This is a genomic window from Brucella anthropi (assembly GCF_046630315.1).
In the GTDB taxonomy this organism is placed as follows: Bacteria; Pseudomonadota; Alphaproteobacteria; order Rhizobiales; family Rhizobiaceae; genus Brucella; species Brucella anthropi_A.
In genome coordinates this window covers 1-26005 of record NZ_LQBD01000038.1, presented here as the reverse complement: position 1 = coordinate 26005, position 26005 = coordinate 1, and the positions used below count along the sequence as shown (strand labels likewise).

The window sequence follows — 26005 nt, the reverse complement described above, 5'->3', positions numbered from 1 at the left end:
ATTCGTGGCAGCGGGGCAATCCGCCAAGATAAGACCCGCCCGACAACCATCTGAGATAACCGTCGCATCCTTGCCCTTTCGGGCAATTGGTTTGTGACCGATTCTCTTAGGAACGTACATGAGCCAGAAGGCCGATTTTATTGCCGTCGATCCTGTATCGCCGCCCGCTGCCTATATCGGCGGAAAGCGCCAGCTTGCAAAGCGCATCTGCCAGAAGATCGATGCTATATCGCATTCACTGTATGCCGAGCCGTTCGTCGGCATGGGCGGGGTGTTTTTCAGGCGCACCGCAGCGCCGCGCGCCGAGTTCATCAATGACCGTTCAAAAGATGTAGCGAACCTGTTTCGCATTCTTCAACGTCATTATCCGCAACTTATGGATACGCTCCGGTTCCAGATCACGAGCCGAGCGGACTTCGAACGTCTGACGGTTACTGATCCGGACACACTCACTGATCTGGAGCGGGCTGCGCGCTTTATCTACCTTCAGCGCCTGACGTTTGGAGGAAAGGTGGCCGGGCGATCATTCGGCATCAATTACAGCGGGTCATCAAGGTTTAACCTGACGACGCTCGCACCTCTACTCCAGGAGGTTCACGAACGGCTTGCTGGCGTGGTTATCGAGAACTTGGACTGGCAGGCGTTTATTGATCGGTATGATAGGCCAGAAACGTTGTTCTATCTCGATCCGCCTTATTGGGGCACGGAAGGTGTTTACGGGAAGGAGCTATTTGGTCGGGACCAGTTCGAAGTTCTTGCCGAGCGGCTCGGCCGCATCAAAGGGCGCTTTGTCCTGTCGATCAATGATGTCGCGGAGATACGAACCATCTTCGCCGCCTTCACGATCGAAGGGGCTGAATTGACGTATTCGGTTTCAGGAGGAAAGGGAAAAGCCGTGCGGGAGTTGATTATCAGCAACGCTTCTTAAACCGCGTTTCAAGATGCGTTTAATGAGCCTCGCGCTCAGTTCTTTGACATCGTAAAACTGTTGCCACTCGATCTTGCCGTCGCTGCCACGCGATTTTGCCCGCTACAGGATGGCGGGACCCAAAGAAACAATGTGTCACAGCACATGAGATATATGGTGAAACAGGGGGTTGGTTAATAAGAGGGGCAAGCGCTAACTGCTTGATTTTATGGTGCCGCTTGCGTGACTCGAACACGCGACCCCATCATTACGAAGGATGCGTGTCGTGTCTAGACACAACACTATAAAACACTAAAAAGCCAGGAAACGCGGGATTTTTCTGTCTACAAGACTGACATTGTGTTGGTGTAGTACGACAAAAACAGTGCGGATTCTCTGCACTTTTTGGGGTGGTGCAGGGCATGTGCAGAGCTATCCGGTGTTATATCTGCGCGCTGCCGCAGGTTGCCCCTGCGATGGAAAAGTCATGAAGAAACGCACCTGCCGCGAACCGCAGCGCGGGCATTTCAGACGCTGTTGCAGGTAGGTGATAGGCATGTCCCGCCCGCGTGTGCACACAAGTGTCATCACGTCCAGTTCGGTGCTGAATACGCACTCGCGAACCGATTTCATGGCGTCTCTTTTGCCCCATGCGCAACGCATGGTGATGCGCACGCTGTACGTCAGGGCGTCTCCTAGCGTCTCAATCTGCATGAGAACAGAAGAAGAACAAAACAAAAAGGGAGTCAAGATGACTCCCCTCGCAGGTCCGATCAATTTTACATTTCAGGGGAGGGCGTCAATCGGCAGAGCGCCTACGCCAGCCTCGTTGAACATCGTCTTTGCAGCATCAAATTCTTCCTGCGGCATGGACGTTGTGCCGCCGTCGAAAACCACGCCTTTGATGCCTGCTTGGATAAGCGTGCGGGCGCACCCGGCACAAGGCGCATGGGTAACATAGACGACGCAATCCTTGGTCTGGATACCGGCACGGGCTGCGAAGGCGATAAGGTTCGCTTCTGCGTGGCTGGCGAACAGATACTTGGCCGGACGGACGAAACGGTCTGGCGTGTCTGCAACACCCTTGGGTGGCCCGTTGAAAGCGGTAAGCCGGACTTCGCCGTCAGGTCCGATCAAAGCCGCACCTACCTTTGTACTGTCTTTGGATTTGCGGGCTGCAAGCCTCGCATGTTCCATGAAAAATTCATCCCACTTCATTTTCACCCCCAATTTTACCGTGCGAGTTCGTGGCGAGCGCGCCCCAACAGTTTTTCTGTCTCGATTTCTATAGCCTTGTGGGTGTCCTTCGGAAGCATCAAACGCGCCGCGAGATAATACGCCTCTGCATAGGATTTCTCGCCTATGTCCCGCACGCGCTGCCGCGCATCGATCAAAGCACCTTCCAGGGCTTGGATTTTATGGCCGAAAAGCTTCACGTCTTCAGGACGGTTCTCGGTTTTCGCTTGTTCAAGGGCTTCCTGAAACTGCGCCAGGACACCTACTGTCTGCATGTACCAGTCGCGGGCGTCCAGATATTCAAGTTCGACTTCCCGAAGTGTATCGGGAAGCCGGATTGCCTTGCCATACGTCTGGATGCCGAATTGCTTGCTGTTTTTATTCAGACGGAAGAACGGCATAACAACTCGCCTTCCTTCTCAACCCACTTTTCAATCGCAATCTGCGACATGAAATATTTGCCGTGGCCCTTGTAGTGCGCTGTCTGGCTCGTGCGCTCGAACGTGAAGACAGGAGTCATCCCGCCGTCTTTGTAGACAAACACCTTGTTTTTGACCTTCGCGAATTGCCAGCTCATTTGCTCGCCTCGCAGACACGTGCAACCACGTCACGAAACTGGTTCATGGCGAAGGCGAAACGCTGCATTTTCATGCGATCCTGAAAACACCGGCAACCGCCGTTTGTATGCTGGCCCTTCGGCCTCACAACGACGCAATTGCCGTCGCCGCAGCCGCCAATAACTGCAAGAGCGTTGTCGAGCGCACCAAGCGCGGCAGACACAGCCGCGTTGTCGGCTTTTAAGGCAAGATAGTCGTCGGACATACGATCAACGACCTCCGAAAGCTGCTTCGCAGCAAGATCGCGCTCGCGTCTGATTTCCGCCGCCAATAGCTCCACAGCCTGCGAGCGGTCTACCAGGCTGACCCGACGAAAACCTAGGGCAATACAATCAGTATGGCTCCCACGGCTTAACCGTCCTGCATTGTCGAGATAGCCGTCGCCCACCGTCACCAGTCCCGTATCTGTAGCGGCGGGCGCGGGGCGGGTGTCGTCACGCACGTAGACATACCCCCGCGATGGATCAGCCCCCGCGTATGTGACCATGTAAACAGGGTTGTAGGTGATATGCGTAGGAGCGGCTTCACGCGCCATGACGGTCGCCTCCTGCTCGTAGACGCTCGATTTCCACAGTCAACTCAACTGCGCGGCAGACACTGGCGCAGACACAAGACACGGCAGGTTCCTGCGGAACAGGAGCCATCACCTTCGAGCGGATTTCCTGCGCTGCAATTTCATGAAAACGCTTGATCTTGCGGAGTGAGTGACTGCGACCGGACTTCAATGCCGCAGCCTGACAATCATGCCAGCGGGCTGCGGCTTCCAAACCTTCGTTGTACGTCATGACGATTTCCCATCATCTTCCCAGACAACAGCACCGCGCAGACGACCAGCTTTTAGTTCATCACCGCAATGCTCACACACGACACCCCAACCGGGACCACCCATGCTGTCGATCACCTCACTACAAAGCCCGCAACACAGAAGGGCTGGCAACCGCAGCCCGCCGCTGTTCGGTGGCGGCGTTTCACGACCGGAAAGCTCATAATAATTGGTCATTGCAACGTCCCACCGTCTGCTGGCCGGTTGCCGAAAATCTGCGGGTTGGCTTTGATCTGATCTTTCGTGAAAGACAGCAAAACGTCGAACATCGCAGACAATTCTTCCGATTTCACATCGATGATGGCTGCGGCCACAAGCGTAGACGAAAAGAGCGCCTGAAAGGTTTTCGCAGGGTCCCGTTCTACGCCCTCGTAGACAGCATGGAGCAAGCTCAACGTGTCGTCAGATGTCGGGCAGAATTCAAAACTTTCGGTAATGCGGGCCATTGTCACAAGCTCCTGTATGGAAGTTAAAGATGGAAGGGGCCGCTTTGGGCGGGGGGCTTGGGGTCGCAGCCCCTTCCACTCACCGGGCGTTAGAAGTCGAACTTGCTGGTATCGACGTTCAAACGCTTGGCGATCTTTTCGAGAACAGCCTGTTCTTCCGGCTCGATTTCACCGTCTGCACCGGCAATATCGAGTGCGATCAGATAAACGTCCTCGCACATCGTCGCGCCATCTGGACGGTTCTTGATGTCGTCCATTTCGCGGGCGAGCGACTGGCGACCGGAAGCATCCTTGGCCTTCTTGAACATGGCCTCGGCGGTCTGTTCGATGGTGTTGCGGTCGTAAAGCTTGGACAACTGCGCGTGGTTGGTGATGATGCTCACGACCTTGGTGCGCTCGCTGTCTTCGATTTCACCGTCTGCGGCTGCGACCAGTGCCGAACCGGCGCAAACAGCTTCGAGAAAGTCCTTGTTCTGGCCGTATTCGGCTTTCACTTCCTTGGCGGCAGCGCCACCGATTTTCTTCAACAGTCCGAACATTTTCCTGTACTCCGTTGTTTTGGTGAAAAATCACCGTGGGGTTTTCGAGATTTTCGGTGCGCGCCAGCGACCGAAACGGGTTCCAAGCCAGAAAGTGACGACTGTCCAACAGGCACCAAGGATCAGTTCTGGCAGGTTGTTAATCACAGCAATCCACATGGACCGCGCTCCAATTTCAGATTTCGGGGAAAGTGGCGGCGCTGGTCGCGCCGCCGTGTCTTGGCTTAGGAAACTTCGTGGAGAATGGCGTCTGCCTTCTCGGAAGCCTGCTTGGCGTGGCTTGCAGCTTCATTGGCGACCTTGAATGCGAGGCTGGCACTGTCTGCCGCCTTGTCGGCAGCGCCCGCAGCCATGGTGGCGCGCATGTTCACACCGTCGATCTTCTTGTTGGTGTTGTTGAACTGCCCAACCAGACCCTGCGCGATCTTGTGCAAGCTAGACTCCTGGGCCACATCGTCCGCAGACAGCTTGTCACCGATCAGACCGATGAAGCCTTCCGCAAACTGCTCGGCAGAAGTCTTTTCCGCCTTCTTCGGTTCGAGCAGTGCGACGTGGCGCTTCATGCCCACGGCGCTGATGCGAAGATCGTCCACAGTCAGAGACTTGCGACCTTCGGTGAGCATCGACAGCTTGGCGCGTTCGACAACTTCACGGATCGAAGCCGGGATCATGCCAGCAACCACTTCACCGACAGGAGCAAGATCAGCGTCAGAAGACAGGAGCTTGCCTGCGTAGACACGGATAATGCGTTCGGCGGTTTCCGCGTCCGGCGCATCGATGGAAATCACCGCATCGAAGCGACCGGGACGCAGCAGGGCGCGGTCGATCTTTTCAATGTGGTTGGTGGTGAGAACCACCATCATTTCCATTTCCTTCGAGATCAGGCCGTCGAGCATGTTGACGAGATCGTTCACGTCTTCGTTTTCACGGTCAGCGGCGCGGTCGATGTCTTCCGCAAAGATGACGCAAGGCTGATATTCGCGAGCAAATTCGATTGCCGCTTTCAGGCCCTGCGAACGGTTGAGCATGATGAATGTCCAGCCGTTGTCAGTGCCGACCTTGGCAGTGACACGCGATGTCAGCGACTTGCCCGTGCCGTACTTGCCTTCCAGCAGAATGCCGCGCTTGAGCGGGATGCGGTTCTGACGGCATTCCTGCGTATGCTTGAGCGGCGCAAGAATGTTGGTGCGAATGAGCGCTTCGGTTTCGCGAGTGTGGATCATGTCTGCTTCCTGGACACGGGTCAGGTCCAGAAATTCCGGCTGACGATGCAGCACCAGATCGCCGTCTTCGTCCACGTCCAGACGAATAGCCTTCGCACGGTAGACAGATGCAGACTGGACCAGAGCGCGAGCGCGGTTCGCAATCTCTACAAGGCGGGCGCGATCACGCTTGCGAACCGTACCGTAAACTACAGTGCCGCCGCCGTTCATCTGAATGTAGATCGGCTTCGAGACACCGGGAAGGGACATCTGCCCGGACGGCACCTGGAGACGGTCTTCTGCCTTATGGCCGGTATGAACGGTGACGAATTCCGGCTTGATTTCACCGAAGAACGTCTTGATGCTTTCAGACAGCACCACGCCGTAGATTTCCTGCATGGCGCGATAGACAGCTACAAGCGTGTCCCAAGGCGCACCCTTGACGAGTTCGTGTACTTCAAACTCCTGATTTTCCTGATCGCGAACACGTTTCATCGTATCGATGGCAACGTCATAATCCATGTTCGTGGGATCAGACGGCAGAATGATTTCCTTGCCCTGATGCTTGATCTGCGTGTCGATCTTCGTCCAGTCGGTGGCTGCAACAGCGGCGGCAGGATTGTTAACGATAGCGTTCATTTCGGTGTTTCCTTGTTTCATTTTCTGATTGCGCAGGTTCCGCCTGCGCTCGGATTGGTGTTTGTGTCTTACGCAAAAGCAGACACGATTAAACTTTGATGAAGCTTTCCAGCTTCGTCAGTTCCTTGCTGATCCGGGCCAGTTCGGCACCAAGATCATCAAGCAGTCCGAAGACACGCGGCAGGGCAGGGCCTTGAAAACTGGCTTCCGGCTTTGGCGGGAAAGGACCAGTCGAATTTTGAACGGACGAGCCGTGCAGAATGTCGTTCATGGTTTCGATGCGAAGGCGAGCGCTGCGAGCATTCGCCAGACGGAAGTCGAGTTCGCCAATAACTCCGGCAAGTGTCGGTGCCTTTTCACTGGGAGGAACCTACAAATTGGCCTGAATACCGATGGCAAATTCATCGTCGGTGAGCAGTGGCTTGTCTGCGGCTTCCATGGCGCGCGAAAGGCGGGAAGTTGTTTCGTTTGTCAAAGTCCTACCCTCCCGTCAGTGCGTCTGGGGTTCGTCAAGCTGCAAGGAAAGCAGCACGGCAAGCGTTTCACCGATATGCTTGCCATCGCGAGCGGCTTCCGCAGCGATTAAATTTGCCGCAAACCCAGACATTGCCGCGTAGGCAAGAGCCTTGGTGTTGCGAGAAGCTTCATCTACCAAAGCCGCCAGTCCGTTTTCGCCATGGCTGCGAAGCTTCGCCGCCGCGTCTGCGAAAACATCGCTGGTGTAGACATTTTCACTGCCCGACATGGTGTCGATTGCACAAAGCACCTTGCAAAATGAACGAAGGACATCTGTGCCTTCCGGGCTAAGAACGCCACCGGCCTGAATTTTCTGAACATCAAGATTGATCGTGAGCATTGCGGTGTTTCCTTGTTTCATCTTTGATTATTCTGGCTCTTTCCTCGGCAGGGATGCCGCAGCGAGCCAGTTTCCTGTTCAATGCGCGCAGTTCCTTCGGAACCGCTTCCTTTTTCCGGCGGGCCACCGCTTCTGCAAAAGCCCGTCGAAATTTCGTGTCTCCGGCGTGAGCCTGTTTCAGCCGTTTACTGCTGTTCTCGTCTCTCCTTCGCCGGTTCGTTAATCCAAGTCTTGCGGCTTTTGCTTCAACCGCCTTTCTTGTCTTTCCAAGCGCTGCGGCGATTGTCGTGTTTGGCGTGTCGGATTTATAAGCCGACACCAGATAATCCACCTGCGCTTCCGTCCATGTTGTCTTCGCCATGGGTAAGCGCTGCCTCGATCTTGTCTTTGATTTCGCGCAGTTGATCTGCGCGAACATCGTCGTTGTAGTCTCCCCGAACGTCCAACGCCTTGATTGCGTTGTCTAACAGCTCGGAGACAAGGTTTCTCGTTTCGGCCTGGGCCTCTGCGAGAATTTCAGTGAAGTGCCTGCCCGAAACGCTGGCGTCAAAAATGCTGGTCAAATCCACTTCCAGAGTTGCGGTAACTTCACCGCGCTTATGGTCGTGCTTTTCCTTGTAGGAAGCATTTTTGCCAATGATTTCGAGTAATTGACGACCGGCGGTTTCAACAGTGTGAGACTGTCTGTCACGCTTACTTGCCAATCGTTCCCTATGATTTAGGTTCGAGTAAACACATCTGTAGCGCCAGACGCGCGGTGTCTGTTTCGCACTCGAAAGGTCTTCCAAAACCGTAATGCCTGGGCGACGGCCTGCGTATTTCGCAAGGCTGGTGTCGCCATACATCGCTTGGTGCAGCTCTCGGAGCGCAGCATCATGTGCGTTCTTCGCCGCCTGACGCAAGCTTTCTTGGTTTATCCGGTCAATTTCCTCAGCGGTGAAAGTCATAGCTTGCGTCCGGTAGTGTCGTTAGTGTTGTATGTTGTTAACCAACACGACAATACATATTGCAAACTGAAACACCATGCAAGCCCCTTTTTAAGAAAATTTTCTATGATTGACTGCGCCGCGCAAATGGTCGGGGCAATGGTGCAGATAGTGCTTGCGCACGGTGGCTTCGTCATCGGCCAAAACTCCCGCAATATCCCAGAGTGGAACGCCTGCACGTGCGGCAAGGGTCGCCCATGTGTGGCGCATAACGTGAGGCGTCACCCAAGCAAAAGGTGTGGATTTCTTGAATGTGGTGTAGGCCCGGCGAATAGCGCCGCGATCTATGACGAACGATTTTTTAGTTTCGGGGTCGATAATCCGTTCTTCATATGCGCGTTCCAATATCGGCATGAGCCGGTCTGAAATCGGCACCTTGGCGCGGCGCTTGTTCGTGACACGCTCCCCATCAACGTGAAAATCGATAAGGCCGTGGCGCAAATCCACGCGATCCCACGTCAGAGTTTCGATTGCCCCTTTGCGCGATCCGGTGTCCAGAGCGATTGCGACAAACCGTGTGACGCGGGTCAAACGCTGCTGCCCGATGCTGTCACCCATAGCCATAGCGTGAAACTGCGCTTCTTCATCCTCGTTCAAATACAGCTCGCGCCGCTTTGATTGCGGCGGCAGCTCAATCACAGGCAAATCGTTCTTGGAAATGAACTTGTGTGTAGCCGAATAGTTGAGGGCTGCTACGAGTGCCGCAAGATGGCGACGAACCGATCCGTCTTTCAGGTGCGCTTTTTCCTCGCGATACTCTGACAGCAAATCTGCATCGATCTCCTGCGGCAGAAAATCAGCGAAAAACTCCCGCACCTGCTTGAGAACCCACTTTTCCGAGTCCCCGCCGCGATTTTTCAGATAGCGATCAATGATTGTTCCGATGTCCTGATTGTCAGCCTTCTTGTGGGCGACTTCTTCCGCCGCAAGCCATTCTTTCAGGAACGCTTGCGCCGCAGGCTTGCTGTTCTCGCGCGTAGAAACCGCTCGGCTGCGCCAACGTCCGGTTGGTGTTTTTTCGGAGAACCTGACTTCCCAGATGCCGTACTTGTTTTTGGCGAGCGTTGGCTTGCTGATGTTGGTGTCTTGCATGGTTTGGTGCTTCCTGTCTTGGTTGTTTTTGTCGTGTCTTGGCTGCTGTCTACGTGTCTGTTGTTGGTAATGTAGTCCACAAAAACAGACACTCGGATAAGACAAGGACGGCCCTTGATGTATGGCAAACCGCCTTCACGCCGCCACCGTGCAATGGTTGACGGTTTGCGACGGATCAAAGCCGCAGCCTCGGCGTCTGTTAGCAGTTGGTCGAGATTTCCAACGGGGGTTTTGGGGGGTGTGTATACCGTAGGTATATACACACCCCCCATACCCCCTTCGGACCGGGTGATTTTGGTCATCAATCTTCTTCCTTCAAAAGCCCCTTACTGTGACGTTCGGCGCGTTCGATAACTTGTGCAATCTCGACTGCGAACTTGAGCGGCAGAAGTTTCGAGACACGGACGAACGTCTTGTCTGGATGCCCCGCCACCACAGACATAGAAAACTCAGGGTTATCCCTGTCTACGGCTGCACCCACGATGTCCGGCGCGAGTTCTTCAAGAGGCACGCCCAAAGCCTCGGCAATCTTCTTGAGTGTCGAAGGCGTCGGGACAGTGCGGCCTTTCAAGTAGACGCTGATTCTGTCTCTGCCCCTGGCAGCGTTCTTGCCTTCCGATGTGACCGTCTCACCCCACAAGGCGCGAGCCAGGTCAGATTGAGACATGCCCCTGTCTGTCATTGCTTTGAACAGGTTACGCGCGAAATTTTCGGCTCTCACGATCTCAACGTTCGTGCTGCCTTCTGCCATTTCGTCGCTTGCCGGTTCCATCAGCATGCGTCCGCGTTTGCTCATTTCGGTGTCCTGTCTGTGTTTGTTCGTGTTTCAGTTTGTAACATGAGGGTTGTATTCGTTTCAACAAGAAATGTTGCGCACAGAAACGTGTTGGCTTATGTCTTGTTGTGATGGTTAACAAAACATGCACGGCACACATGGACACGCTACCGAACAACATTCCCGAACTGCTGGACGCACTGGGCGATCCCAGGACGATCAATTCAGCAATCGCGCGGTTGGGGTATCGGCCACCAAGCGCCGGAAGTATCCGCATTTGGAGGCATCGCGGGACAGTCGCCGCACGCTGGCACCTGCCGCTTGTGCGCGCCGCTGCGACTCTCGCGCCACACATTCCCACGGATCATATCAGCGATCTGCTGACCAAGCTTGAAACGGCCTGAAAGGATAGACACGATGTCTGGCATTCATCCCGCCCCAACTGAATTCACTGAAGAACAGCTCCGCGAAGACCACATCCTGCGCTACTTTCACTACGCGCATCTTCCGGAAGTTTTGCGCCCCCGCTCGAAACCTTTCTGCGATCTGGCCCGGCACATCATCGAGACAACGCCGCGCAACCCGGAACGTACCGTCGCACTGCGCAAGCTGCTCGAAGCGAAAGACGCGGCTGTCCGCGCTCACGTGTAAGGGGCGTGGATATGGCTCGTATTCTTGGTGTCGATCCCGGCTTGTCGGGGGCCATTGTCCTGTTGGACACGGTTTTCATGTCTCTGCGTGCCTTTGACATGCCCGTGGCAAAAGCAGGTGCGAATGGCCGCAGCGTCTTGATGGACGGGCTTCTGGCTCGTCACATAGAGGCACTGGGCGACATCGATTTTGCGATCATCGAAGACGTGCATTCTATGCCGACAGACGGTTCGTCGTCTGCGTTCAAGTTTGGAACTGCTTTCGGGGTGGCGCGCGGCATCATCGCAGCGAAGAACATTCCGACTGTCTTCATCCAGCCCGCCAAATGGAAAAACATCATGGGCTTGTCCGGCAAGGACAAGGACGCTTCGCGCCAGAAGGCGGTCGAGCTGTTTCCTCGCGAAGCCAACTTGTTTGCTCGCAAGAAAGATCACGGTCGAGCGGATGCGGCATTGTTGGCTTACGTGGCCTACACAAAAGACATGGGGCCGTCGAAATGAACAAGGTCGATCTGCTCCTGTTCGATGTGGCCGTCAGACATGCGGTCAGCATTGACGGCATCAAAGGTACTTCGCGGGTGTCTGCGCTTGTCCAAGCCCGACATGAATTCTGCGTTCGAGCCAAGGAAGAACTAGGCATGTCGCTGCACATGATCGGGAAAGCGATCAACCGCAGCGCTGCGACGGTTCACGCCGCCATAAACAAGCGAGGGGCGCATGATGAACACTAAGACCACCCTACCGGAAGAAGCCGTGAAAGCGGCAGTTTCAGCGCTGCCCGGCTTCCCCGTGCAAGTGGCTGTGAAAGATCGGACATCGACCGCAGCGCGTGAACAGGCGTTGGAGGGCGCACCCGCACCTGCCGCTACAGATATGGGACTGGAATTAGCTCCATCAGAGGGCGACCGCCCCTCTGCACCAGCTTCGGAGGGCGGGCAATGAGCAATCTCGCTCTGAAAAATTATCAGGAAACAGGCCGGGATTTCCTGTCTGACGACTTCGCAAAAATTCTGGGAGACGAACCGGGACTTGGCAAGACCGCGCAGGCGATCACGGCTGCGGCGAAAGCGGGCGCTGATCGAATTCTCGTTATCTGCCCGTCGATCCTGCTCGTTAACTGGGAGCGCGAATTCAAGACGTGGTGGAAGACAGAAACTGACGTCCCGTTGCCTAAGATCGTTCGGGCCGATGTCGCGTTTAAGAACACGGTGCCAAGAACCGGCCCGCTGATCTGCATAATCAACATCGACAAGTTTTCGCAGCGCGACAACATCCGCCGCGTGGCGACCAATGTCTGGGCGCGGTTCGCCATCGACACGAAATGGGATGTCGTCATTATCGATGAAGCCCACTCGCTCAAGTCCATGGGATCGAACCGCACCAAGTCGATTTACGGCGAGCTGCGCAAGAACAACCCGGTGTCTGCGAAGGTCCATTGGTGGCCGGTTTCTGGAACGCTCCTGGTGAATCATGCTGGCGATCTGTACCCGCATTTGCGCGCCTTGCTGCCGCATCTGATTACAAAATCAGATGGGAAGGTGAAGACACAGCGGGAATTTGAAGATGAATATTGCGAGGTTGAGGAACGCAAGTTTGGCGCGAGAAGAATGCGCGTCATCGTCGGTTCCAAGAACCTGCCGCAACTGCGCAAGCTGATCGGGCCGTACTTTTTGGCGCGTCGGTCGCAGGATGTCTTGAAGGAGCTGCCGCCACTTCGCTTTGTCGAGCACCCCATAGATCTGAAACCGAAGTCGGAACAGGCGAAGCGGCTGCTTGCGGAAACCAACAAGAAAATTTCCGAGCTGGTCAAGGACTGTGAGACGGAAGACGAAATACTTGAAGCTTTGTCCAGCGATCTTGTCGCGCTTTCAACGCAAAGACGGCTGATCGGGACTCTGAAGGCGGAAAGCATCGCAGAACTCGTTGACAACGAGTTGATGGATAACCCTGTGGAAAAGCGGATAATCTTCCTACACCACACCGACGCTATTGACAAAATTGCGGAACATTTGAAGAACTATAGGAAAGTTATCCTCCACGGGAAAACCCCACTGCATATTAGGGCCGGGTTGGCTGACCAGTTTCAGAACGACCCGGACACGAGAATTTTCATCGGGCAAACGACCGTTTGCCGCGAGGGGCTGACTTTGACTGCTTCTAACCAAGTAATTCTGGGGGAGCCGTCTTGGGTGCCTAAAGATAATTTCCAAGCCGCGAAGCGTGCTTCGCGTATTGGGCAAACAAAGCCTGTCTTGGCTCGGCTCATTTCCGCGACCAATACAGCAGACGATCTGGTTATGCGAGTTATTGCCCGCAAAACCCAAGAATTGGCAGAGTTTTTCGGTTAGAAGAAAGGATTGTAACGATGGAACTCAACCTGAAAGTAGTCGGTGAAACCGTTCATGAACTGGGCGATCAACTGTATGCCATGTCTCTAGGCTTTATGGGTGACGCACATCCCGCGCACCAGCCGAAGGGTCTGGCAAGCTACACCGACGACGAATTGCTGGCAGAGCTTATGTCCCGCGGTGTCTCTCCTGTGACGAACGGCCAGCCTGTCGTGTCAGAAGACAAGCCGAAGGGCAAGCGCGCCCCGAAGAAGGAAGAAGCTGCGGCTGTCGAAGAAACCGGCGATCCGACCGATGCGCTGCCACAACCGCAGGACGAAAAGAAAGTTGACGAACTGACGCCGCAGAAAGCCTACGACGAAGCCATGGATATTGCCATGAAGCTTTATTCGGGCAAGGCGAAGGACGCCGTGATGGCGCTTCTGAAGGACTTCAACGTGAAGACCTTCCGCGACATCGACGCCGAAACGGACGGCTTGGCGTTCTATCAGAAAGTCAAGGAACTTCAGGACCAGCAGGGTTGAGCCATGAGCGAGCGTGCGCACGCCATACTTTCAGCCAGCGGTTCACACATCTGGCTGAATTGCACGAAGTCGGGGGAGCTATCCATGCACCCCGATGCACCCCAACGCCGGGGTAGTGTCTACGCTGCCGAAGGAACGGCTGCGCACGACCTGGCTGAAACCTGTCTGCGTGAAGGTAAAGACGCGGACCTTTACATTGGTCTGGATTTTCAGGGGTTCAAAGTGACCCCCGAAATGGCTGACGCCGTGCAAGTTTATCTCGATCATGTGCGAGGGTTGCCATACGGGGTTTACTACATCGAACAAGGTGTTTCGCTGTCTGCTCTCTGGGAGCGGGAGGGCAAGAAATGCCCGACTCCTTTGTTTGGTACTTCCGACTTCCTAGCGCTTTGCGGTGCTACCCTTCATGTTGTTGATTACAAACATGGCGTGGGGGTTCCCGTGGAAGCGGAAGGCAACACGCAGTTCATGTATTATGGTCTTGGTGGTGTCTTGCATGCCTTGCAGCAGGGTTACGTCTTGCCGAAGTTCATCACTATGACAGTCGTGCAACCCCGTGCGCCGCACAAGGATGGGCCGGTGCGTTCGTGGACGATCCCGACGATTGATTTGTTCGTTTGGGCCGACACGGTGCTTATGCCTGCGGTAATGTCGGTTATTGCAGGAGACACAACATATCAAACAGGACAGCATTGCCGCTGGTGTCCGCACGCTGGTCAATGTCCGGCACTTCGCAAGCAAGCGCTTACGGTTGCTCGCACCCAGTTTGACGATGTGTCTGCAACGCCACCCAACCCGAACCTTATCCCGCTCGAAGAACTGGGCGCGATCCTCGAACAAGCCGAACTGATTTCTTCGTGGGTGTCTCAGGTTCGCGCTGTTGTGTCTGAAGCCATTGAGAAAGGCCACAAGATCGACGGCTGGAAACTGGTGCCGAAGCGGGCAACCCGCAAATGGACCGATGAAGAAGCTGTAAGCACAATCATTGAAGCTAATCACATTGTCACCGACGATTTTTACACGCCGCCACAAATCAAGACACCCGCGCAAGTCGAAATGATCTTGAAGCGCGACAAGCGCAAGCTCTCTGACATCGGCCTCGATCAATTCATCACCGCTGAAAGCTCTGGGACGACGCTCGCCCCGGACGCAGACAGTCGCCCTGCGGCAGTTACAGGCCCGCAGGCGACCTTTGAAGATGTAGACCTGTAGAAAACCCCGGCAGTCACCGGACGACAAGACACTAGGAGAAGATCACATGACTGCTTTGATTACGCCTTTCGGCATTCTTTCGTTCCCGAACCTGTTCACGCCGCGTCCACCGGCAGAAGGTGCGGACCCTCGCTATTCGTTGACGCTGGTCTTCGATCAGCAGGCGCAGGCTTCCAACGAGTTCAAAATTCTGAAGGATGCCGTCATGCAGTGCGCCCGCGAAAAGTGGGGTAACAAGATGCCATCCAACCTTCGCAGCCCGTTCCGTGATGCAGCGGAAAAGGACTATGCGGGATATGAAGAAGGCTACATCTTCATCAACGCCTGGACGAAGACAGCGCCGGGACTCGTTGGCCCTTCGCGTGAAGACATTCTTGATCCCAACGACATCTGGGCCGGTCAGCTTGCACGCGCCAGCGTGAAGCCGTTTGCCTATGACAACTCCGGTAACAAGGGCGTGGCTTTTGGCCTTGAGAACGTCCAGATCGGCAAGTTTGACATGCCTCGCCTTGATGGTCGCACGGCTGCGCACAAGGCGTTTGGTGATGCTGATGTGTCGGCTTATGTGACAGACACATCAAACAATAGCGACAGCGATTTCCCGTTCTGATCGCCACACGCTGCACGCTTTTCATCCTTTCGGCGTGCGGCTACCGGCCCCCGTTTTCCTTGTTTCACGGGGGCCGGTCCATCTTCAACAATACAGGAAACTTAAAGATGGCCTCGCTGCTCAAGACTTTTACGCAATACAACATCGACAACACCAAGCCTGAAAGGCTGGTCGCGGTCGATCCAAAGAAGGTGACATTCGTTCGCCAGACGGCCCACGGCTCAACCTTCATCGGCTACACGAAAGACTTCGGCTTTGATGTCTCGCAGACACTTTCGGTCGTAGTCGAAACCCTCAACGCAGGCAGGGGGCTGTGACATGGTTTTAGATATTATCCTCACCCTGCTTTCACTGCTGTTCCTGACCTTTTCGCTATACGCATATCGCCGCACTCGTTCGCGGTTTTGGGCGATTATCGCGATTGTCTGGGTGTTCAATCTCGCGATGCATGTCGCGAGTTGGATCATTCGTTTCTACGATCAAACACCGTTTTGACGGGAGCGCACCATGTCTCCTGTCATTATCGGACTGGCCGGACCTATGCGTTCCGGCAAGACAGAAGTCGCTTCCCGGCTGGTCGAGTTATACGGCTTCGAGCGTGAGCCTTTCAGCAAGCCTTTGAAAGACATGCTGCGGGTGTTTGGCCTTTCTGACGAACAACTTGAAGGCACTCTGAAGAACACACCTGCGGCTGTTCTCGGCGGCAAGACACCCAGACACGCTATGCAAACGCTTGGCACCGAGTGGGGCCGGGGGCTGATCCATCCTGATCTGTGGACACGGCACTGGGCGGCTCGCGCTCAACAGCATGTGGCTGACGGTTTTTCGGTCGTGGAGGAAGGCACGCGCTTTCCCAACGAGGTGAAAGCGATCCACGAACTGGGCGGTTATGTTGTCTACGTTGACCGCCCTGCGGAATTGCGCGGTGTGTCCAGCGAGCATGTTTCTGAAATGGGAAACATGCAGGAACTGGCCGATTTCACGCTCTATAACGGCGGCTCTTTCGATGATCTTTATGAGAACATCGATGTCTTGATGCGCCAGATCGGCAAGAAACATGGCTGATCGGCTCTATATCGATTTCGAGACGAGAAGCACCGCCGACCTGAAAAAGACAGGTGCTTGGCGTTATGCGGAAGACCCCTCCACTGGGGTTTTCTGCATGGCGTGGGCGTTCAACAATGAGCCGACCGACATCTGGATAGAGGGCCAACCGCTTCCAGACAGAATTCGTCAGCATGTCAAAGTCGGCGGCGAGGTTCACGCCTGGAATGCAATGTTCGAGCTGGCAATCTGGACGCGGATTTGTGCGCCCCGGTTTGGTTGGCCGAAGCTTTTCATTTCACAGATGCGAGACACGATGGCTGCGGCAGCTTACTGGGGCCTGCCACTCTCGCTCGATATGGCTGCACAGGCCAGCGGCGCGCGTGTCCAGAAAGACAGCGCCGGTCATAAGCTCATGCAGAAACTCTGCAAGCCTCGACAGGGCGGCACATGGTGGCACGAAGACGATCCCTCGCTTTTGCCGGGCCTTTATCGGTACTGCGAGAATGACGTAGACACCGAACGCGCTATCGCTGCGACTATTCCCGATCTTCCAGACGCAGAGCAACGTGTCTGGGAAGCCGACATGACAATCAACATGCGTGGCGTCATGCTCGACATGCGTCTGGTCAACAAGCTCAAGGCTTTCACCGACTGGGAGAAGACCGAGCTGGACAAGCGCATGAACCAGCTCACGAACGGCAGAGCTACGGCATGCACGCAGACAGCGCGCATTCTGGCATTTGTGCAAGAGAACAACCCGCACGTCACATCCCTGACCAAAGAGGCGGTCGAGGAAGCGCTTTCCGGCACGTTGACGCCGGTCGCCCGTGAAGTGCTGGAACTGCGGCAGGCGTCAGCGAAAAGCTCGACATCCAAGCTGAATGCCATGCTGACATGTGTCTGCGCAGACGGGCGCGTTCGTGGACTCCTTCAATACTATGGAGCGAACCGGACGGGCCGTTGGGCTGGCCGTCTTGTGCAGGTGCAGAACCTTCCACGTCCCACGACTAAGCGCGTCAGTGAAATCATAGACATGGTGTTGGCGGATGCCACGCCGGATGAAGTCGGCTTGTTCATCAATCCGCTGGACGCGGTTGCATCAATCATTCGCGGTTGTTTCGCCGCAGCTCCCGGCAAGAAATTCTTTCAGCAGGATTTGTCCCAGATTGAAGCCCGCGTAGTGGCTTGGCTGTCTGGGCAGGATGACATTCTGGATGTCTTCGCACGCGGCGAGGATGTGTATGTCTATACCGCGCAGAAGATGGGATCGAACGACAGGCAACTGGGCAAAGTGCTTGTGTTGGCCTGCGGCTTTGGCATGGGCTGGTCGAAGTTTCAGGACACGGCTCGAACGTACCGGCTCTATCTTTCAGCCGATGAAGCTCTGGATGCTGTCACAGTCTGGCGTCAGAACAACCCTGCTATCGTTAGTTACTGGAAGACAGCGCAAGAAGCTTGCGTCTGGGCGATCCGCAATCCGGGCAGGAAAATGGCTATCGGCCCGAAAGGCCGACAGATCGTTGTTGGCGTGTCGGACGTGGGCCGCACGCGCGGTCATCTGTTGGTTCAACTGCCTTCAGGTCGGTATCTGGTCTATCGCAATGCGCGTCTTGAACAGGGCAAATATGGTCCTGAAATCACCTACATGGGCGTCAACCAGTACAGCCGCAAATGGGAACGGCTGCGGACCTATGGCGGAAAGCTGGTTGAGAACTGGACGCAAGCCGTAGCCCGTGACGTGCAAGCCGAAGCCACCGTGAACATTGAGGCTCAAATTCCGGGCCTCGTTATGTCTGTGCACGACGAACTCATCAACGAAAATGAAGATGCATCCGGCATGGCCGCAATCATGAACACCCCGCCTGTCTGGGCTGGTGGCCTTCCGGTCACATCAGACGGTTGGGTGGGGGATCGGTATCGCAAATGAAGGGCGATCTTTCGACAGCTATTCAGAAAGAGATCGTGCGAGTTGGCGGAACCGTCAACGAATGCACCAAAGGCAAGAAACACTGGAAAATACTCTGGACTACCCCGGCAGGTCGCAAGGCTTTTGCTGTCTGCTCGGCAACAGCAAGCGATTACAGGGCAGAGCGCAACGCACTTGCATTGATCCGCCGGGAAATACGCATGGAAGGGATGGCGCAATGACGAAGTTCAAGGGGATGGCCGATTTCGGTTTCCGTGACGAGCTGGTGGCGGTTGGTGCTGGCAGCAAGGTGCCGATCTTCGCGGACTGGGAGACGCACAAGGTCACAGACAGGGACATTGATCGTTGGGACATGCAGCAAAACAATGTTGGTTTGCGCACGGGTTATTTCCCGACTTTCGACATCGACATCAACATTCCTGCTCTGGTGTCGGCGGTCGAAACGATCCTTGAAGACAGCATCGGTTCCACCCGTGTTTTGCGGCTTCGCCGGGACTCCGCTGCGAACAGGATTTATGAAAAGCGCGCTATCATTTATCGCCTCGATCCATTCGAGCCAAAGTTTCGCAAGATGCGTGTCTCGGCTAAGACACAATCCGGCGAAGACATCGCCGTGGAGCTTCTGGCTGACGGACAGCAGGTTGTTATTCTGGGAAAACACCCTGACGGGTCCGAATACCTGGCCGCAGTCAGCGGGAAGGAAAAATACGCAGACGATCTTGATGTTGTGTCTGCCGCATCAGCCGAAAACGCCATTGAGAAAATCGCGGAACACTTTGAGCGTTCCGGCTGCACCGACATCAGGATTACCGGCACTTCCAAGCAGCAAGCGCAAGCTGTTGCGCAAGGTGCGGTCACGGACGAACATTGGAAACTGATCCGGGAGATCGTCGCCAACATCCCCAATGACGAAAATCGCCACTGGGATGACTGGCTGAAGGTAGGTTTCGCGATCAGGACATGCGCCGGAGACATTGAAGACAGGCAGGAAGAAGCCTTTCAGATATGGGAAGAATTCTCCGAGCGCAGTCCAAAGAACAACGAGCATTTCACCCGGCACAAGTGGGAGAATGACATCTGTGTCTCGAACCGGGGGCAGGTCGGATATGGCTCGCTTGTCTGGGAAGCCAAACAGAACGGCTGGACAGAACCTGCGCCTGCCGCGAAAGATGTCTTCTCTGCCGTAGATCTAGGCGGTGGGACCGTGCCGCCGTCCAAGCAAGCCCAGATGAATTTGGCGACTGTTCTGCACTATCCCAGACAGTGGGACGGCAAATCCCCGCCACCTCGTGACTGGATCGTAGACGGCTGGATTGCGGCAGGGGAAGTTACTTCTGTCTACGCTCCCGGAGGGACCGGCAAATCTCTCTTGCTTCAGCAACTGGCTACTTGCCGCGCGCTTGGCGTGGATTTCCTTGGCTTGAAGACCAAGAAAGGACGCACGCTAGTCTTGGCGTGTGAAGACCAGATTGAGGAAGTCTGGCGGCGTCAGGAGGCAATCAACTCGCACTATCTCACCGACATGCGCACGCTTGACCAGAACGTGGGATATTGGAGCCGCACCGGCAGCATCGACAACGCCTTGATGCACATCGATCCCAAGACCAACAAAGGCACGCTGACCGATTTCTGGAAAGGCGTGCGGGATATTATCGTCAAGGAAGGCTTTGATGTCGTGATTGTTGATACCGTCATCGACACATTCCCGGACAACGAAAATGAGCGCTTTAAGGTTAACCTGTTCGTGAAAGGTGCGCTGGTCAAGCTAGCGCAGGAGACAGGAGCTGCGGTTGTCTTCACGGCACACCCCAGTCGTGCGTCGGAGAACAACAAGGAAAGCGACAACCTGTCTTCGGGAAGCACGGCATGGGAAGGATCGGTGCGGCAGAAACTCGGCATGCGCCGCAACGATGACGGCCTGACCTACAAGCTGGTGAAGAACAAGGCCAACTATTCTTCCTATGGCGATTACGTCACGTTGAAGTGGGAGCGCGGCGTCTTTGTTGTCTTGGCGGCGTCGATGCCGCAGGCCCAACTTGACCAGACACTGGAAGACTATTTGCTTGATGCAATCCGTGATGCCGACAAGCGGAACATCGAACTTAGCTCCAATGCAAACAGCCGCACGAAATATGTTCCCCGGTGGGCGATGGACAATCTCGCGCCACCAATGGAGATTGAAGACATCGTGAACAGTGACAGCCAGTTGCTGGATAATGCGATGCGCAGGCTTGTTCTGTCTGGGAAAGTCGTCAATGTCCGGGGCAAAGACCTCAATCAGCGTGTTGAGATTGTGCCTTGAGTTTTCAACGGCTTAGTTCTATATGTCTGGTAACGCCGCGAGCAGCGGTGTTTCCTGTACTAAAAGCCCGCTCCCAAAAAGCGGGCTTTCTTTTTGCCTTGTCCAGCACCTGGCAAAATTCCTGTTTTGCCCATTCATTACTAAAATCCTGAAAACAATTATCTGTCTGCTGTTAACGCTGCCGGTGGCTCGCCTCTAGACAGGGAGTCCCTAGACGCGCATATATTTCAATAGGCAATATTTCGGAGTTGGGGAATTGGGACACGCAAAGACACTTGCAACACTCGCGGCGCTGGTCGCGCTATCAGCCTGTCAAACCGGCAACGATACATTTCTGTTCAAGCCGGGCGCGACCATGGCGACAAAGCAAGCTGATTTCGATCAATGCAAAATCGCCTCTTTCCGGTCAATCCCGCAAGCCATGGCGGTGCAAAGCACTGGCGGCTATTACAATCCCGGCACTGTCCAGTGCAACACGTTCGGCAACACAACAACATGCAATCGCGTGGGTGCGGTCAATATTCCGTCGCAGCAATACACGGTTGATGCAAACGAGGGTTTACGGTTCCGCTTCATGATGCAGTGTATGCAGGGTAAAGGCTACACGCCATTGCAGGGCCTGCCTATGTGCCGCAATGAGCAGGAAAGGCGTGCAGCAATGGCCGCGACAAGGCCGCAAGATGTGAAGTGTATGACCGGTCAAAGACTGGCAAACTGACGCCAACAAAAAGCCCGCCATTTGGCGGGCTTTCTTTATCGATTAGCTGTTTTCACTCTTTGCCAAATTCCAGCAAGATTTCCAGTTCAATCAGGCGAGCGAAGATTAGACCCAAACAAACGGCGGTTAGATCAAGTCCCATCATGCCCGCGCCGGAAATGATTGCAGTGAAACAGACGTAAGATAGCACACGGTGAGCGGTTCTAGGTTTCATGTCTTTCCCCTTGCGCGACTATGCGGCGCGCTTTGTCTTGAGGGTTTTCGCCAGTACTGAAAGGCCGGTGCGCGCTATCTCATTCATGTCAGAGGAAACGCGGATTGCAGTAGGGAAGGCGCTGCGCACGTCGCAACCAACTCCGAAGCCGATAACTTCAACGCCCATAGCTTCGGCAAGCTTTGCACATTGTTTCGTGGTGCCTTTGCCGTGGGTGCATTCACCATCGGTCAAGACAAATAGAATGTGACGTGTCGCGTTGACGGCTTTCAAACGCTTGGCAGCTTGGAGAATGGCGGGACTCATGTTTGTGCCGTTCGATTTGAAGTCAGCCAAATTCGCCATTTCCCACGCGCAAGCCCGCGCCCGTTTGTTGAACGGCTTCGCAATCCTAATGCGAGCATCAGCTTTCGCGGTCCTGTCATCGAAGGCCGCGACACATACGGGCGAACCCGCTTGCTCGATTGCTTCGACCATGTGAATTGCCAGCACTGCGGCGGAAACGTCTTGCCCGCCGGACATTGAGGGGGAAATATCCGTAAGAAACATTACTGCTGCGTTCTGGCCTTCATCTTCCTGCCTGCGTTTGAAAACGCGGGTTGAACCGGCGCGCATCTTCGCTGCAAGGCGCGTGTCAAGCCGTCCGGCTTCAAGGTATCGCTCAAAAGAAACGCGCTCAGGCGCTGACACAAAGTTTTTTATGTCGAGACGCAGTTTTGCACTGCCAGACAATTGCGCTTTCAGCCCCGCATAGTCTCGCCCACATGTGGTTAGAAGTGATTGCCGGTGGCTATCAGGGACCGGCATTTTACTCTCATATTCACCGCGCCAATTTGAAATTTTGGCGGCGTGGTTGCTGGCGCTGGCCGTAATGTTGAACCGTTCGGCAATGTCTTGCGGCGCGGTGTCCAGCATATCGTCAAAGCCGTTTCCTGCCCCACTGCCTGAACCCTGCTGTTTCTTGTCGCCCTTGCCGTTTGCGTTTCCTTGCGATTGTTCTTCGCCTTGTCCTTCACCTTGCTGGCCCTGTCCTTCACCTTGCTGGCCGTCCTGTCCTTGCGCATTCTGCTGTTGCTGTTGCAGGGATTGCAGCGCGTTTTTCAGACGCTTGGCAATGTCGAGAACGTCCCATGTTCCCGGCTTGCCGTGTCTGCATTTCTGGATTTCGGCGAAGATAGCGCGCAGTGAATTTTGCATTGGCTTGCTCAGGCTGGAAAGGGCAGGAAGGGACGGCACATTGTAACCAAGCAATTCCACACGCCCGATATAGGCGATTGCGGATAGCAACGCGGTTGGCTTGTTCCAGTCAAAGCCGTCTTTTTGCGCTTTGTAGGCGATGCTTTCGACAAGCGTTTCGAGATAGTGCTTTGCGTTCGGATAGTGCGGGTTTTGGGTTATGCCGCGCTCAATCCGCACATCTTCGATGCAATTGACTTCACGGCTCAAACCAAGCTTCAAAGCTTCGTCCCAGGCATCGAAATCGGTTTGCACGGCATGGCCCAAAACCTCATGCAACCAATAGCCGGTCAACCGTTCCACTTCCTGCCTTGTCAACCTGCCATCAAGCGGCATGGTAGGGAGCGCAAGACGAAACGTATTCGGGGCTGCGGGGTGCGTGCTCTTTGTGTGCGCTATTGCTGCGGTCGAACCAACATCGCCCACGCTGATGCGCCAGTCTGTAGCAGTGTCGCCGGTTGCAGCAATGTAGGATTTAACGGCAGCGGTCTTTACGCCAGCCACATAATCATAAACCAGTGTCATGTCAGTGTTTCCCGTGTTTGTCGTGGTTTGTTTGCGTGTCGCTTAAAGCGACACGGGATCAAATTGCGAAGCGGCCTTGCTGTTGCTTGGCTGCGGCTTTCCGCCGTCCAGTTTCTTGAAATCAAGGTGCGCTTTTGCCAGTTCATTTAATGCCACTGCGTCGTCGGCTGGCGCATGGTTGAGAACGCAATTCTGAAAGGCGCGGCGGGCTGCAATGCCGTCCTGAATATCGTTTGCGAGCGCGACCATGCGGCGGAAAGAAAGCCCTTCCGTTATGTCGCCCTGTTCGCCCGCCTTGCGTGTCTTGGCAGCAAAATCGACAATCGTTTCAGCGGCTTCAACATTGCATCCGGTCTTTGCCTGCAACACTTCAATTTCCTTGGCGCGTGGAAGATAATCAACTTTCAAAATCTTCGCAGCGCGATCAAGGAAAGCGGCGTTCATGCTGTTTGTATCGGCATAGCGCCCGGTGTTGTCGCCATTGCCTGCCGTGTTGTCTGCAATAACAAACACGACGCCTTGCGCAACCGGAACAACTTCGCCGCCATTTTCTGCCAGCGTCAAAAACCGATGGTCAAGCAAGGTCTGGTAAAGCGCCAGAACGCCAGCACGGCAGAACGTGGGTTCGTCCAGAATGATGATGGTGCCAGCGCGACGGATAGCGGCAGTCAGAACGCCGTCTTTCCACTCCACGCCGCCATTTTCGGACGGATACATAGAGCCGATCAATTCAACGGGTTCTGTCGTGCGATGGTGTGCAATGCGGACGCATGGGCGCTTTGTCCGTGCTGCAATCTCGCGAGGCAGGGAAGTCTTGCCGGTGCCTTTCGGGCCTGCCAGCCAAACAGTGTCACAACGTTCAAAGGCGACAAGCATATCTTCAAGCAAGTCGTCAACGAAAGCGAAGTCTTTATCAGAACGCGGCGCGTCCTTTGCGTCCCAGACACGGATTTTGCGGCTTTTCAGCGTGGGGGACTTAACGTCAAACAGCTTTCCGGCTGTTTCTTGCGAGACAGGTTTAGCCTGCGGCAGCGATCCCGGCGCAACAGGGACAAGAGGCACAACGTTTGCAACTTCGTCTTTTGCAGCAAGGGCAAGATGCGCGATTGCGTTTTCCAGCGGCTGGCGAAGCTTGTCACCAAGGAAAGGCGACACATGGTCAAGGACGCCTTTTGCGTCAGCAATTGCTTTATCAAGGATAGGCGTTTCGCTTGTTTCATCGTCCTGCAAAGGTACGTCCTTTGTTGTGTCTGCGGCTACAAATGCTTCGGCTGCGGCTTTTTCTGCCGCAGCTTTCGCGGCTTCCTTGTCGCCGGTTTCGGCCATTACAGCGTCATGCGTGTTCTGGGCCGCTATGGCGGCAGCAGCGGTTGCCATGGGGAAAGCGGCAGCGCTTGCGGCGGCAGTGTCTGCGGCAGCGGCGAGCGCATGAATATCAATTCCGAATTGAGCGGCAGCATCAAACAACTGTTGCTTTGTCATGTTGCCGGTATTCATGCCGCCTAGCACGTCGCGGCGGTAGTTGTTCCAAGCCGGATGACTGGAAATGGCGTTTTTCAGGGCGGTGCGAGCGTCGTTAGAAAGTTTCATTGTGGTGTCTCCTGTGTCTTGTTTGTGTTATGTTGTGTAGTGTCTAGCGTGTTTCGCTCTGAAACACAACACTATAAAACACAGCAGACAGGAAAAATTCACATGCCGCGACCAAAGAAGCAAAAAGGGCCGAATTTCTCAGGACGCAAGAAAGAAGATGGCGTGCCGCTCGCGCTGGCTGCGGTGCGCTCAAAGACGTATTTGCAGCACCTCCCAAAGTGTAAGCACTGCAACGATGTCGCAATGCGTGGGCAGCAGGTTTGTTATCGCCATGGCGGGGCGGGAGTTGCAGCGAAACGCGGCGAATATGTTCCGACAGGTCGCCATGATCCCAACTATAAAGAAAACCGCGAAGCCTTGCGGGCAATGCGTGAAGCTATGTCTAAAAGTGTCTAGACACATCAAGACACGGCATTGTGTCTAGGCGTTTGATAACTCCAAAAACAATAATAAAAACAAATATTTAACCTAGTTATCAAATGGCTGTCAAAGGGGTCGTGTTAGATAACTCCAATTCATCAATAAAATCAGAGGGTTAATATGTCTGACAGCGAAGATGTCCGGTTTAAAACCTCCTCACAGGGTTTGAAAGATATAGTGATAGCTACGCTTAAGAGCGTGTGTCTTGATGTGAGTGCGCCAGCCGCTGCAAAGGCGCAAGCGGCGCGCACATTGGCGGAAATCGAAGGCTTGCTTGGCAAGTATCAAGCGCCACCAACCGACGACGAAACCCACGGCGAATTGTTGTCTGAAGGCGAGATCGACGCGCAAATCAGCGAGCTAAACAAGAAACTTAAGCGCTAGTGCCGGGAATAGTGCAGGGCAGGCACAAAAAGGCTAATGAAATCAGAGTCGGTCACATCATTGCTAGGGATGTGACCGCCTTATTCGTGGGCGAAGTGAGTCAACCTGTCGCATCTTTGCTGTGAGTCATGTTGTCGCAGACATAGACACCAGACGACACCCCGAACCCGACCCCCGGCC

At 54.9% G+C, this 26005-nt stretch carries 35 protein-coding genes, 1 tRNA gene and 1 pseudogene; 17 read left to right on the top strand and 20 right to left on the bottom strand.

Annotation, left to right across the window (positions count from 1 at the left end):
* Positions 1 to 118: 118 nt before the first annotated feature.
* Positions 119 to 928, top strand: coding sequence for a DNA adenine methylase (locus AVM02_RS17785; protein WP_411508250.1), 810 nt, complete (start codon positions 119 to 121; stop codon positions 926 to 928).
* Positions 929 to 1137: 209 nt separating this feature from the next.
* Here AVM02_RS17785 and AVM02_RS17780 read toward each other — a convergent pair.
* The 17 genes and pseudogenes from AVM02_RS17780 to AVM02_RS17700 all read right to left on the bottom strand — a co-directional run bounded on the left by AVM02_RS17780 (position 1138) and on the right by AVM02_RS17700 (position 10139).
* Positions 1138 to 1229: transfer RNA gene (locus AVM02_RS17780), tRNA-Thr, on the bottom strand.
* A 464-nt stretch (positions 1230 to 1693) separates the two neighbouring features.
* Entirely contained in the window at positions 1694 to 2125 is a 432-nt protein-coding gene (locus tag AVM02_RS17775; RefSeq protein WP_411508249.1) for a deoxycytidylate deaminase, read from the bottom strand.
* 14 nt (positions 2126 to 2139) lie between these two features.
* Positions 2140 to 2544, bottom strand: a complete 405-nt coding sequence (locus tag AVM02_RS17770) for a hypothetical protein (protein WP_411508248.1) — start codon at positions 2542 to 2544, stop codon at positions 2140 to 2142.
* Positions 2526 to 2720: a hypothetical protein gene (locus AVM02_RS17765; RefSeq protein ID WP_411508247.1), complete on the bottom strand. Its 195-nt coding sequence runs from the start codon at positions 2718 to 2720 to the stop codon at positions 2526 to 2528. Before AVM02_RS17765 ends, AVM02_RS17770 begins: the two co-directional genes overlap by 19 nt.
* Positions 2717 to 3295: a hypothetical protein gene (locus AVM02_RS17760; RefSeq protein WP_411508246.1), complete on the bottom strand. Its 579-nt coding sequence runs from the start codon at positions 3293 to 3295 to the stop codon at positions 2717 to 2719. Before AVM02_RS17760 ends, AVM02_RS17765 begins: the two co-directional genes overlap by 4 nt.
* Positions 3285 to 3545 (bottom strand): hypothetical protein, encoded by a 261-nt coding sequence (locus tag AVM02_RS17755; RefSeq protein WP_411508245.1) that lies wholly within the window; start codon positions 3543 to 3545, stop codon positions 3285 to 3287. The genes AVM02_RS17760 and AVM02_RS17755 overlap by 11 nt, the downstream gene beginning before the upstream one ends.
* Positions 3542 to 3760 (bottom strand): hypothetical protein, encoded by a 219-nt coding sequence (locus tag AVM02_RS17750; protein ID WP_411508244.1) that lies wholly within the window; start codon positions 3758 to 3760, stop codon positions 3542 to 3544. Before AVM02_RS17750 ends, AVM02_RS17755 begins: the two co-directional genes overlap by 4 nt.
* Complete coding sequence (locus tag AVM02_RS17745; protein ID WP_411508243.1) at positions 3757 to 4029, bottom strand: hypothetical protein; 273 nt, start codon at positions 4027 to 4029, stop codon at positions 3757 to 3759. Before AVM02_RS17745 ends, AVM02_RS17750 begins: the two co-directional genes overlap by 4 nt.
* 89 nt (positions 4030 to 4118) lie before the next feature.
* Complete coding sequence (locus tag AVM02_RS17740) at positions 4119 to 4568, bottom strand: tellurite resistance TerB family protein (protein ID WP_411508242.1); 450 nt, start codon at positions 4566 to 4568, stop codon at positions 4119 to 4121.
* A 224-nt stretch (positions 4569 to 4792) separates the two neighbouring features.
* Positions 4793 to 6409 carry an AAA family ATPase gene (locus AVM02_RS17735; protein WP_411508241.1) on the bottom strand — a complete coding sequence of 539 codons (1617 nt, stop codon included), beginning with the start codon at positions 6407 to 6409 and terminating at the stop codon, positions 4793 to 4795.
* Between the two features lie 88 nt (positions 6410 to 6497).
* Positions 6498 to 6680, bottom strand: a complete 183-nt coding sequence (locus AVM02_RS17730) for a hypothetical protein (RefSeq protein ID WP_411508240.1) — start codon at positions 6678 to 6680, stop codon at positions 6498 to 6500.
* Between the two features lie 219 nt (positions 6681 to 6899).
* Positions 6900 to 7265, bottom strand: a complete 366-nt coding sequence (locus tag AVM02_RS17725) for a hypothetical protein (RefSeq protein ID WP_411508239.1) — start codon at positions 7263 to 7265, stop codon at positions 6900 to 6902.
* A complete protein-coding gene (locus AVM02_RS17720) occupies positions 7246 to 7596 on the bottom strand; it encodes a hypothetical protein (RefSeq protein WP_411508238.1) in 351 nt (116 codons plus the stop codon). Before AVM02_RS17720 ends, AVM02_RS17725 begins: the two co-directional genes overlap by 20 nt.
* Positions 7571 to 8212, bottom strand: coding sequence for a hypothetical protein (locus AVM02_RS17715; RefSeq protein ID WP_411508237.1), 642 nt, complete (start codon positions 8210 to 8212; stop codon positions 7571 to 7573). Before AVM02_RS17715 ends, AVM02_RS17720 begins: the two co-directional genes overlap by 26 nt.
* Positions 8213 to 8302: 90 nt before the next feature.
* Complete coding sequence (locus tag AVM02_RS17710) at positions 8303 to 9343, bottom strand: tyrosine-type recombinase/integrase (protein ID WP_411508236.1); 1041 nt, start codon at positions 9341 to 9343, stop codon at positions 8303 to 8305.
* Between the two features lie 68 nt (positions 9344 to 9411).
* Positions 9412 to 9615, bottom strand: a pseudogene (locus AVM02_RS17705) (helix-turn-helix domain-containing protein); the annotation flags it as partial.
* A 29-nt stretch (positions 9616 to 9644) separates the two neighbouring features.
* A complete protein-coding gene (locus tag AVM02_RS17700; RefSeq protein ID WP_411508235.1) occupies positions 9645 to 10139 on the bottom strand; it encodes a helix-turn-helix domain-containing protein in 495 nt (164 codons plus the stop codon).
* 396 nt (positions 10140 to 10535) lie between these two features.
* On the opposite strand from AVM02_RS17700, the gene AVM02_RS17695 reads away from it, so the two are divergent.
* The 14 genes from AVM02_RS17695 (at position 10536) to AVM02_RS17630 (ending at position 21456) form a co-directional block, all read left to right on the top strand.
* Positions 10536 to 10769, top strand: coding sequence for a hypothetical protein (locus tag AVM02_RS17695; RefSeq protein ID WP_411508234.1), 234 nt, complete (start codon positions 10536 to 10538; stop codon positions 10767 to 10769).
* Positions 10770 to 10831: 62 nt separating this feature from the next.
* Positions 10832 to 11269, top strand: coding sequence for a hypothetical protein (locus tag AVM02_RS17690; RefSeq protein WP_411508233.1), 438 nt, complete (start codon positions 10832 to 10834; stop codon positions 11267 to 11269).
* Positions 11266 to 11499 (top strand): helix-turn-helix domain-containing protein, encoded by a 234-nt coding sequence (locus AVM02_RS17685; protein WP_411508232.1) that lies wholly within the window; start codon positions 11266 to 11268, stop codon positions 11497 to 11499. Before AVM02_RS17690 ends, AVM02_RS17685 begins: the two co-directional genes overlap by 4 nt.
* A 207-nt stretch (positions 11500 to 11706) precedes the next feature.
* Positions 11707 to 13116 (top strand): SNF2-related protein, encoded by a 1410-nt coding sequence (locus AVM02_RS17680; protein WP_411508231.1) that lies wholly within the window; start codon positions 11707 to 11709, stop codon positions 13114 to 13116.
* A 17-nt stretch (positions 13117 to 13133) separates the two neighbouring features.
* Complete coding sequence (locus tag AVM02_RS17675; RefSeq protein ID WP_411508230.1) at positions 13134 to 13640, top strand: hypothetical protein; 507 nt, start codon at positions 13134 to 13136, stop codon at positions 13638 to 13640.
* A 3-nt stretch (positions 13641 to 13643) separates the two neighbouring features.
* Positions 13644 to 14852, top strand: a complete 1209-nt coding sequence (locus AVM02_RS17670; protein ID WP_411508229.1) for a DUF2800 domain-containing protein — start codon at positions 13644 to 13646, stop codon at positions 14850 to 14852.
* Between the two features lie 46 nt (positions 14853 to 14898).
* Positions 14899 to 15462 carry an ssDNA-binding protein gene (locus AVM02_RS17665; RefSeq protein WP_411508228.1) on the top strand — a complete coding sequence of 188 codons (564 nt, stop codon included), beginning with the start codon at positions 14899 to 14901 and terminating at the stop codon, positions 15460 to 15462.
* A gap of 107 nt (positions 15463 to 15569) precedes the next feature.
* Entirely contained in the window at positions 15570 to 15779 is a 210-nt protein-coding gene (locus tag AVM02_RS17660; protein ID WP_411508227.1) for a hypothetical protein, read from the top strand.
* A 1-nt stretch (position 15780) separates the two neighbouring features.
* Positions 15781 to 15957, top strand: coding sequence for a hypothetical protein (locus tag AVM02_RS17655; RefSeq protein ID WP_411508226.1), 177 nt, complete (start codon positions 15781 to 15783; stop codon positions 15955 to 15957).
* Between the two features lie 12 nt (positions 15958 to 15969).
* A complete protein-coding gene (locus AVM02_RS17650) occupies positions 15970 to 16527 on the top strand; it encodes a hypothetical protein (protein WP_411508225.1) in 558 nt (185 codons plus the stop codon).
* Positions 16520 to 18436, top strand: a complete 1917-nt coding sequence (locus AVM02_RS17645) for a DNA polymerase (RefSeq protein WP_411508224.1) — start codon at positions 16520 to 16522, stop codon at positions 18434 to 18436. Before AVM02_RS17650 ends, AVM02_RS17645 begins: the two co-directional genes overlap by 8 nt.
* Complete coding sequence (locus tag AVM02_RS17640) at positions 18433 to 18657, top strand: hypothetical protein (RefSeq protein ID WP_411508223.1); 225 nt, start codon at positions 18433 to 18435, stop codon at positions 18655 to 18657. The genes AVM02_RS17645 and AVM02_RS17640 overlap by 4 nt, the downstream gene beginning before the upstream one ends.
* On the top strand, positions 18654 to 20738 hold the full coding sequence (locus AVM02_RS17635; protein WP_411508222.1) for an AAA family ATPase: 2085 nt from the start codon (positions 18654 to 18656) through the stop codon (positions 20736 to 20738). The genes AVM02_RS17640 and AVM02_RS17635 overlap by 4 nt, the downstream gene beginning before the upstream one ends.
* Positions 20739 to 20994: 256 nt before the next feature.
* Entirely contained in the window at positions 20995 to 21456 is a 462-nt protein-coding gene (locus tag AVM02_RS17630; RefSeq protein WP_411508221.1) for a hypothetical protein, read from the top strand.
* A gap of 52 nt (positions 21457 to 21508) precedes the next feature.
* Here the strand turns inward: AVM02_RS17630 and AVM02_RS17625 are convergent, their stop codons facing one another.
* From AVM02_RS17625 to AVM02_RS17615, 3 genes are read right to left on the bottom strand one after another with little or no spacing between them, the layout of a single operon-like run.
* On the bottom strand, positions 21509 to 21670 hold the full coding sequence (locus tag AVM02_RS17625) for a hypothetical protein (protein WP_411508220.1): 162 nt from the start codon (positions 21668 to 21670) through the stop codon (positions 21509 to 21511).
* A gap of 18 nt (positions 21671 to 21688) precedes the next feature.
* Positions 21689 to 23431, bottom strand: coding sequence for a vWA domain-containing protein (locus AVM02_RS17620; protein ID WP_411508219.1), 1743 nt, complete (start codon positions 23429 to 23431; stop codon positions 21689 to 21691).
* Between the two features lie 42 nt (positions 23432 to 23473).
* Positions 23474 to 25021, bottom strand: a complete 1548-nt coding sequence (locus tag AVM02_RS17615; protein ID WP_411508218.1) for an AAA family ATPase — start codon at positions 25019 to 25021, stop codon at positions 23474 to 23476.
* Between the two features lie 102 nt (positions 25022 to 25123).
* Here AVM02_RS17615 and AVM02_RS17610 point away from each other — a divergent pair, with 102 nt between their 5' ends.
* Together AVM02_RS17610 and AVM02_RS17605 are read left to right on the top strand one after the other, a co-directional pair.
* Positions 25124 to 25417 (top strand): hypothetical protein, encoded by a 294-nt coding sequence (locus tag AVM02_RS17610; protein ID WP_411508217.1) that lies wholly within the window; start codon positions 25124 to 25126, stop codon positions 25415 to 25417.
* Between the two features lie 144 nt (positions 25418 to 25561).
* Positions 25562 to 25825: a hypothetical protein gene (locus tag AVM02_RS17605; protein ID WP_411508216.1), complete on the top strand. Its 264-nt coding sequence runs from the start codon at positions 25562 to 25564 to the stop codon at positions 25823 to 25825.
* Positions 25826 to 26005: the final 180 nt, after the last annotated feature.

What these genes read in the sequence shown, in the direction of transcription:
- AVM02_RS17785 (WP_411508250.1), top strand. Translation starts at nt 119, where the DNA reads ATGAGCCAGAAGGCCGATTTTATTGCCGTCGATCCTGTATCGCCGCCC.
- AVM02_RS17775 (WP_411508249.1), bottom strand. Translation starts at nt 2,125, where the DNA reads ATGAAGTGGGATGAATTTTTCATGGAACATGCGAGGCTTGCAGCCCGC.
- AVM02_RS17770 (WP_411508248.1), bottom strand. Translation starts at nt 2,544, where the DNA reads ATGCCGTTCTTCCGTCTGAATAAAAACAGCAAGCAATTCGGCATCCAG.
- AVM02_RS17765 (WP_411508247.1), bottom strand. Translation starts at nt 2,720, where the DNA reads ATGAGCTGGCAATTCGCGAAGGTCAAAAACAAGGTGTTTGTCTACAAA.
- AVM02_RS17760 (WP_411508246.1), bottom strand. Translation starts at nt 3,295, where the DNA reads ATGGCGCGTGAAGCCGCTCCTACGCATATCACCTACAACCCTGTTTAC.
- AVM02_RS17755 (WP_411508245.1), bottom strand. Translation starts at nt 3,545, where the DNA reads ATGACGTACAACGAAGGTTTGGAAGCCGCAGCCCGCTGGCATGATTGT.
- AVM02_RS17750 (WP_411508244.1), bottom strand. Translation starts at nt 3,760, where the DNA reads ATGACCAATTATTATGAGCTTTCCGGTCGTGAAACGCCGCCACCGAAC.
- AVM02_RS17745 (WP_411508243.1), bottom strand. Translation starts at nt 4,029, where the DNA reads ATGGCCCGCATTACCGAAAGTTTTGAATTCTGCCCGACATCTGACGAC.
- AVM02_RS17740 (WP_411508242.1), bottom strand. Translation starts at nt 4,568, where the DNA reads ATGTTCGGACTGTTGAAGAAAATCGGTGGCGCTGCCGCCAAGGAAGTG.
- AVM02_RS17735 (WP_411508241.1), bottom strand. Translation starts at nt 6,409, where the DNA reads ATGAACGCTATCGTTAACAATCCTGCCGCCGCTGTTGCAGCCACCGAC.
- AVM02_RS17730 (WP_411508240.1), bottom strand. Translation starts at nt 6,680, where the DNA reads ATGAACGACATTCTGCACGGCTCGTCCGTTCAAAATTCGACTGGTCCT.
- AVM02_RS17725 (WP_411508239.1), bottom strand. Translation starts at nt 7,265, where the DNA reads ATGCTCACGATCAATCTTGATGTTCAGAAAATTCAGGCCGGTGGCGTT.
- AVM02_RS17715 (WP_411508237.1), bottom strand. Translation starts at nt 8,212, where the DNA reads ATGACTTTCACCGCTGAGGAAATTGACCGGATAAACCAAGAAAGCTTG.
- AVM02_RS17710 (WP_411508236.1), bottom strand. Translation starts at nt 9,343, where the DNA reads ATGCAAGACACCAACATCAGCAAGCCAACGCTCGCCAAAAACAAGTAC.
- AVM02_RS17700 (WP_411508235.1), bottom strand. Translation starts at nt 10,139, where the DNA reads ATGAGCAAACGCGGACGCATGCTGATGGAACCGGCAAGCGACGAAATG.
- AVM02_RS17695 (WP_411508234.1), top strand. Translation starts at nt 10,536, where the DNA reads ATGTCTGGCATTCATCCCGCCCCAACTGAATTCACTGAAGAACAGCTC.
- AVM02_RS17685 (WP_411508232.1), top strand. Translation starts at nt 11,266, where the DNA reads ATGAACAAGGTCGATCTGCTCCTGTTCGATGTGGCCGTCAGACATGCG.
- AVM02_RS17680 (WP_411508231.1), top strand. Translation starts at nt 11,707, where the DNA reads ATGAGCAATCTCGCTCTGAAAAATTATCAGGAAACAGGCCGGGATTTC.
- AVM02_RS17675 (WP_411508230.1), top strand. Translation starts at nt 13,134, where the DNA reads ATGGAACTCAACCTGAAAGTAGTCGGTGAAACCGTTCATGAACTGGGC.
- AVM02_RS17670 (WP_411508229.1), top strand. Translation starts at nt 13,644, where the DNA reads ATGAGCGAGCGTGCGCACGCCATACTTTCAGCCAGCGGTTCACACATC.
- AVM02_RS17665 (WP_411508228.1), top strand. Translation starts at nt 14,899, where the DNA reads ATGACTGCTTTGATTACGCCTTTCGGCATTCTTTCGTTCCCGAACCTG.
- AVM02_RS17660 (WP_411508227.1), top strand. Translation starts at nt 15,570, where the DNA reads ATGGCCTCGCTGCTCAAGACTTTTACGCAATACAACATCGACAACACC.
- AVM02_RS17655 (WP_411508226.1), top strand. Translation starts at nt 15,781, where the DNA reads ATGGTTTTAGATATTATCCTCACCCTGCTTTCACTGCTGTTCCTGACC.
- AVM02_RS17650 (WP_411508225.1), top strand. Translation starts at nt 15,970, where the DNA reads ATGTCTCCTGTCATTATCGGACTGGCCGGACCTATGCGTTCCGGCAAG.
- AVM02_RS17645 (WP_411508224.1), top strand. Translation starts at nt 16,520, where the DNA reads ATGGCTGATCGGCTCTATATCGATTTCGAGACGAGAAGCACCGCCGAC.
- AVM02_RS17640 (WP_411508223.1), top strand. Translation starts at nt 18,433, where the DNA reads ATGAAGGGCGATCTTTCGACAGCTATTCAGAAAGAGATCGTGCGAGTT.
- AVM02_RS17635 (WP_411508222.1), top strand. Translation starts at nt 18,654, where the DNA reads ATGACGAAGTTCAAGGGGATGGCCGATTTCGGTTTCCGTGACGAGCTG.
- AVM02_RS17625 (WP_411508220.1), bottom strand. Translation starts at nt 21,670, where the DNA reads ATGAAACCTAGAACCGCTCACCGTGTGCTATCTTACGTCTGTTTCACT.
- AVM02_RS17620 (WP_411508219.1), bottom strand. Translation starts at nt 23,431, where the DNA reads ATGACACTGGTTTATGATTATGTGGCTGGCGTAAAGACCGCTGCCGTT.
- AVM02_RS17615 (WP_411508218.1), bottom strand. Translation starts at nt 25,021, where the DNA reads ATGAAACTTTCTAACGACGCTCGCACCGCCCTGAAAAACGCCATTTCC.
- AVM02_RS17610 (WP_411508217.1), top strand. Translation starts at nt 25,124, where the DNA reads ATGCCGCGACCAAAGAAGCAAAAAGGGCCGAATTTCTCAGGACGCAAG.
- AVM02_RS17605 (WP_411508216.1), top strand. Translation starts at nt 25,562, where the DNA reads ATGTCTGACAGCGAAGATGTCCGGTTTAAAACCTCCTCACAGGGTTTG.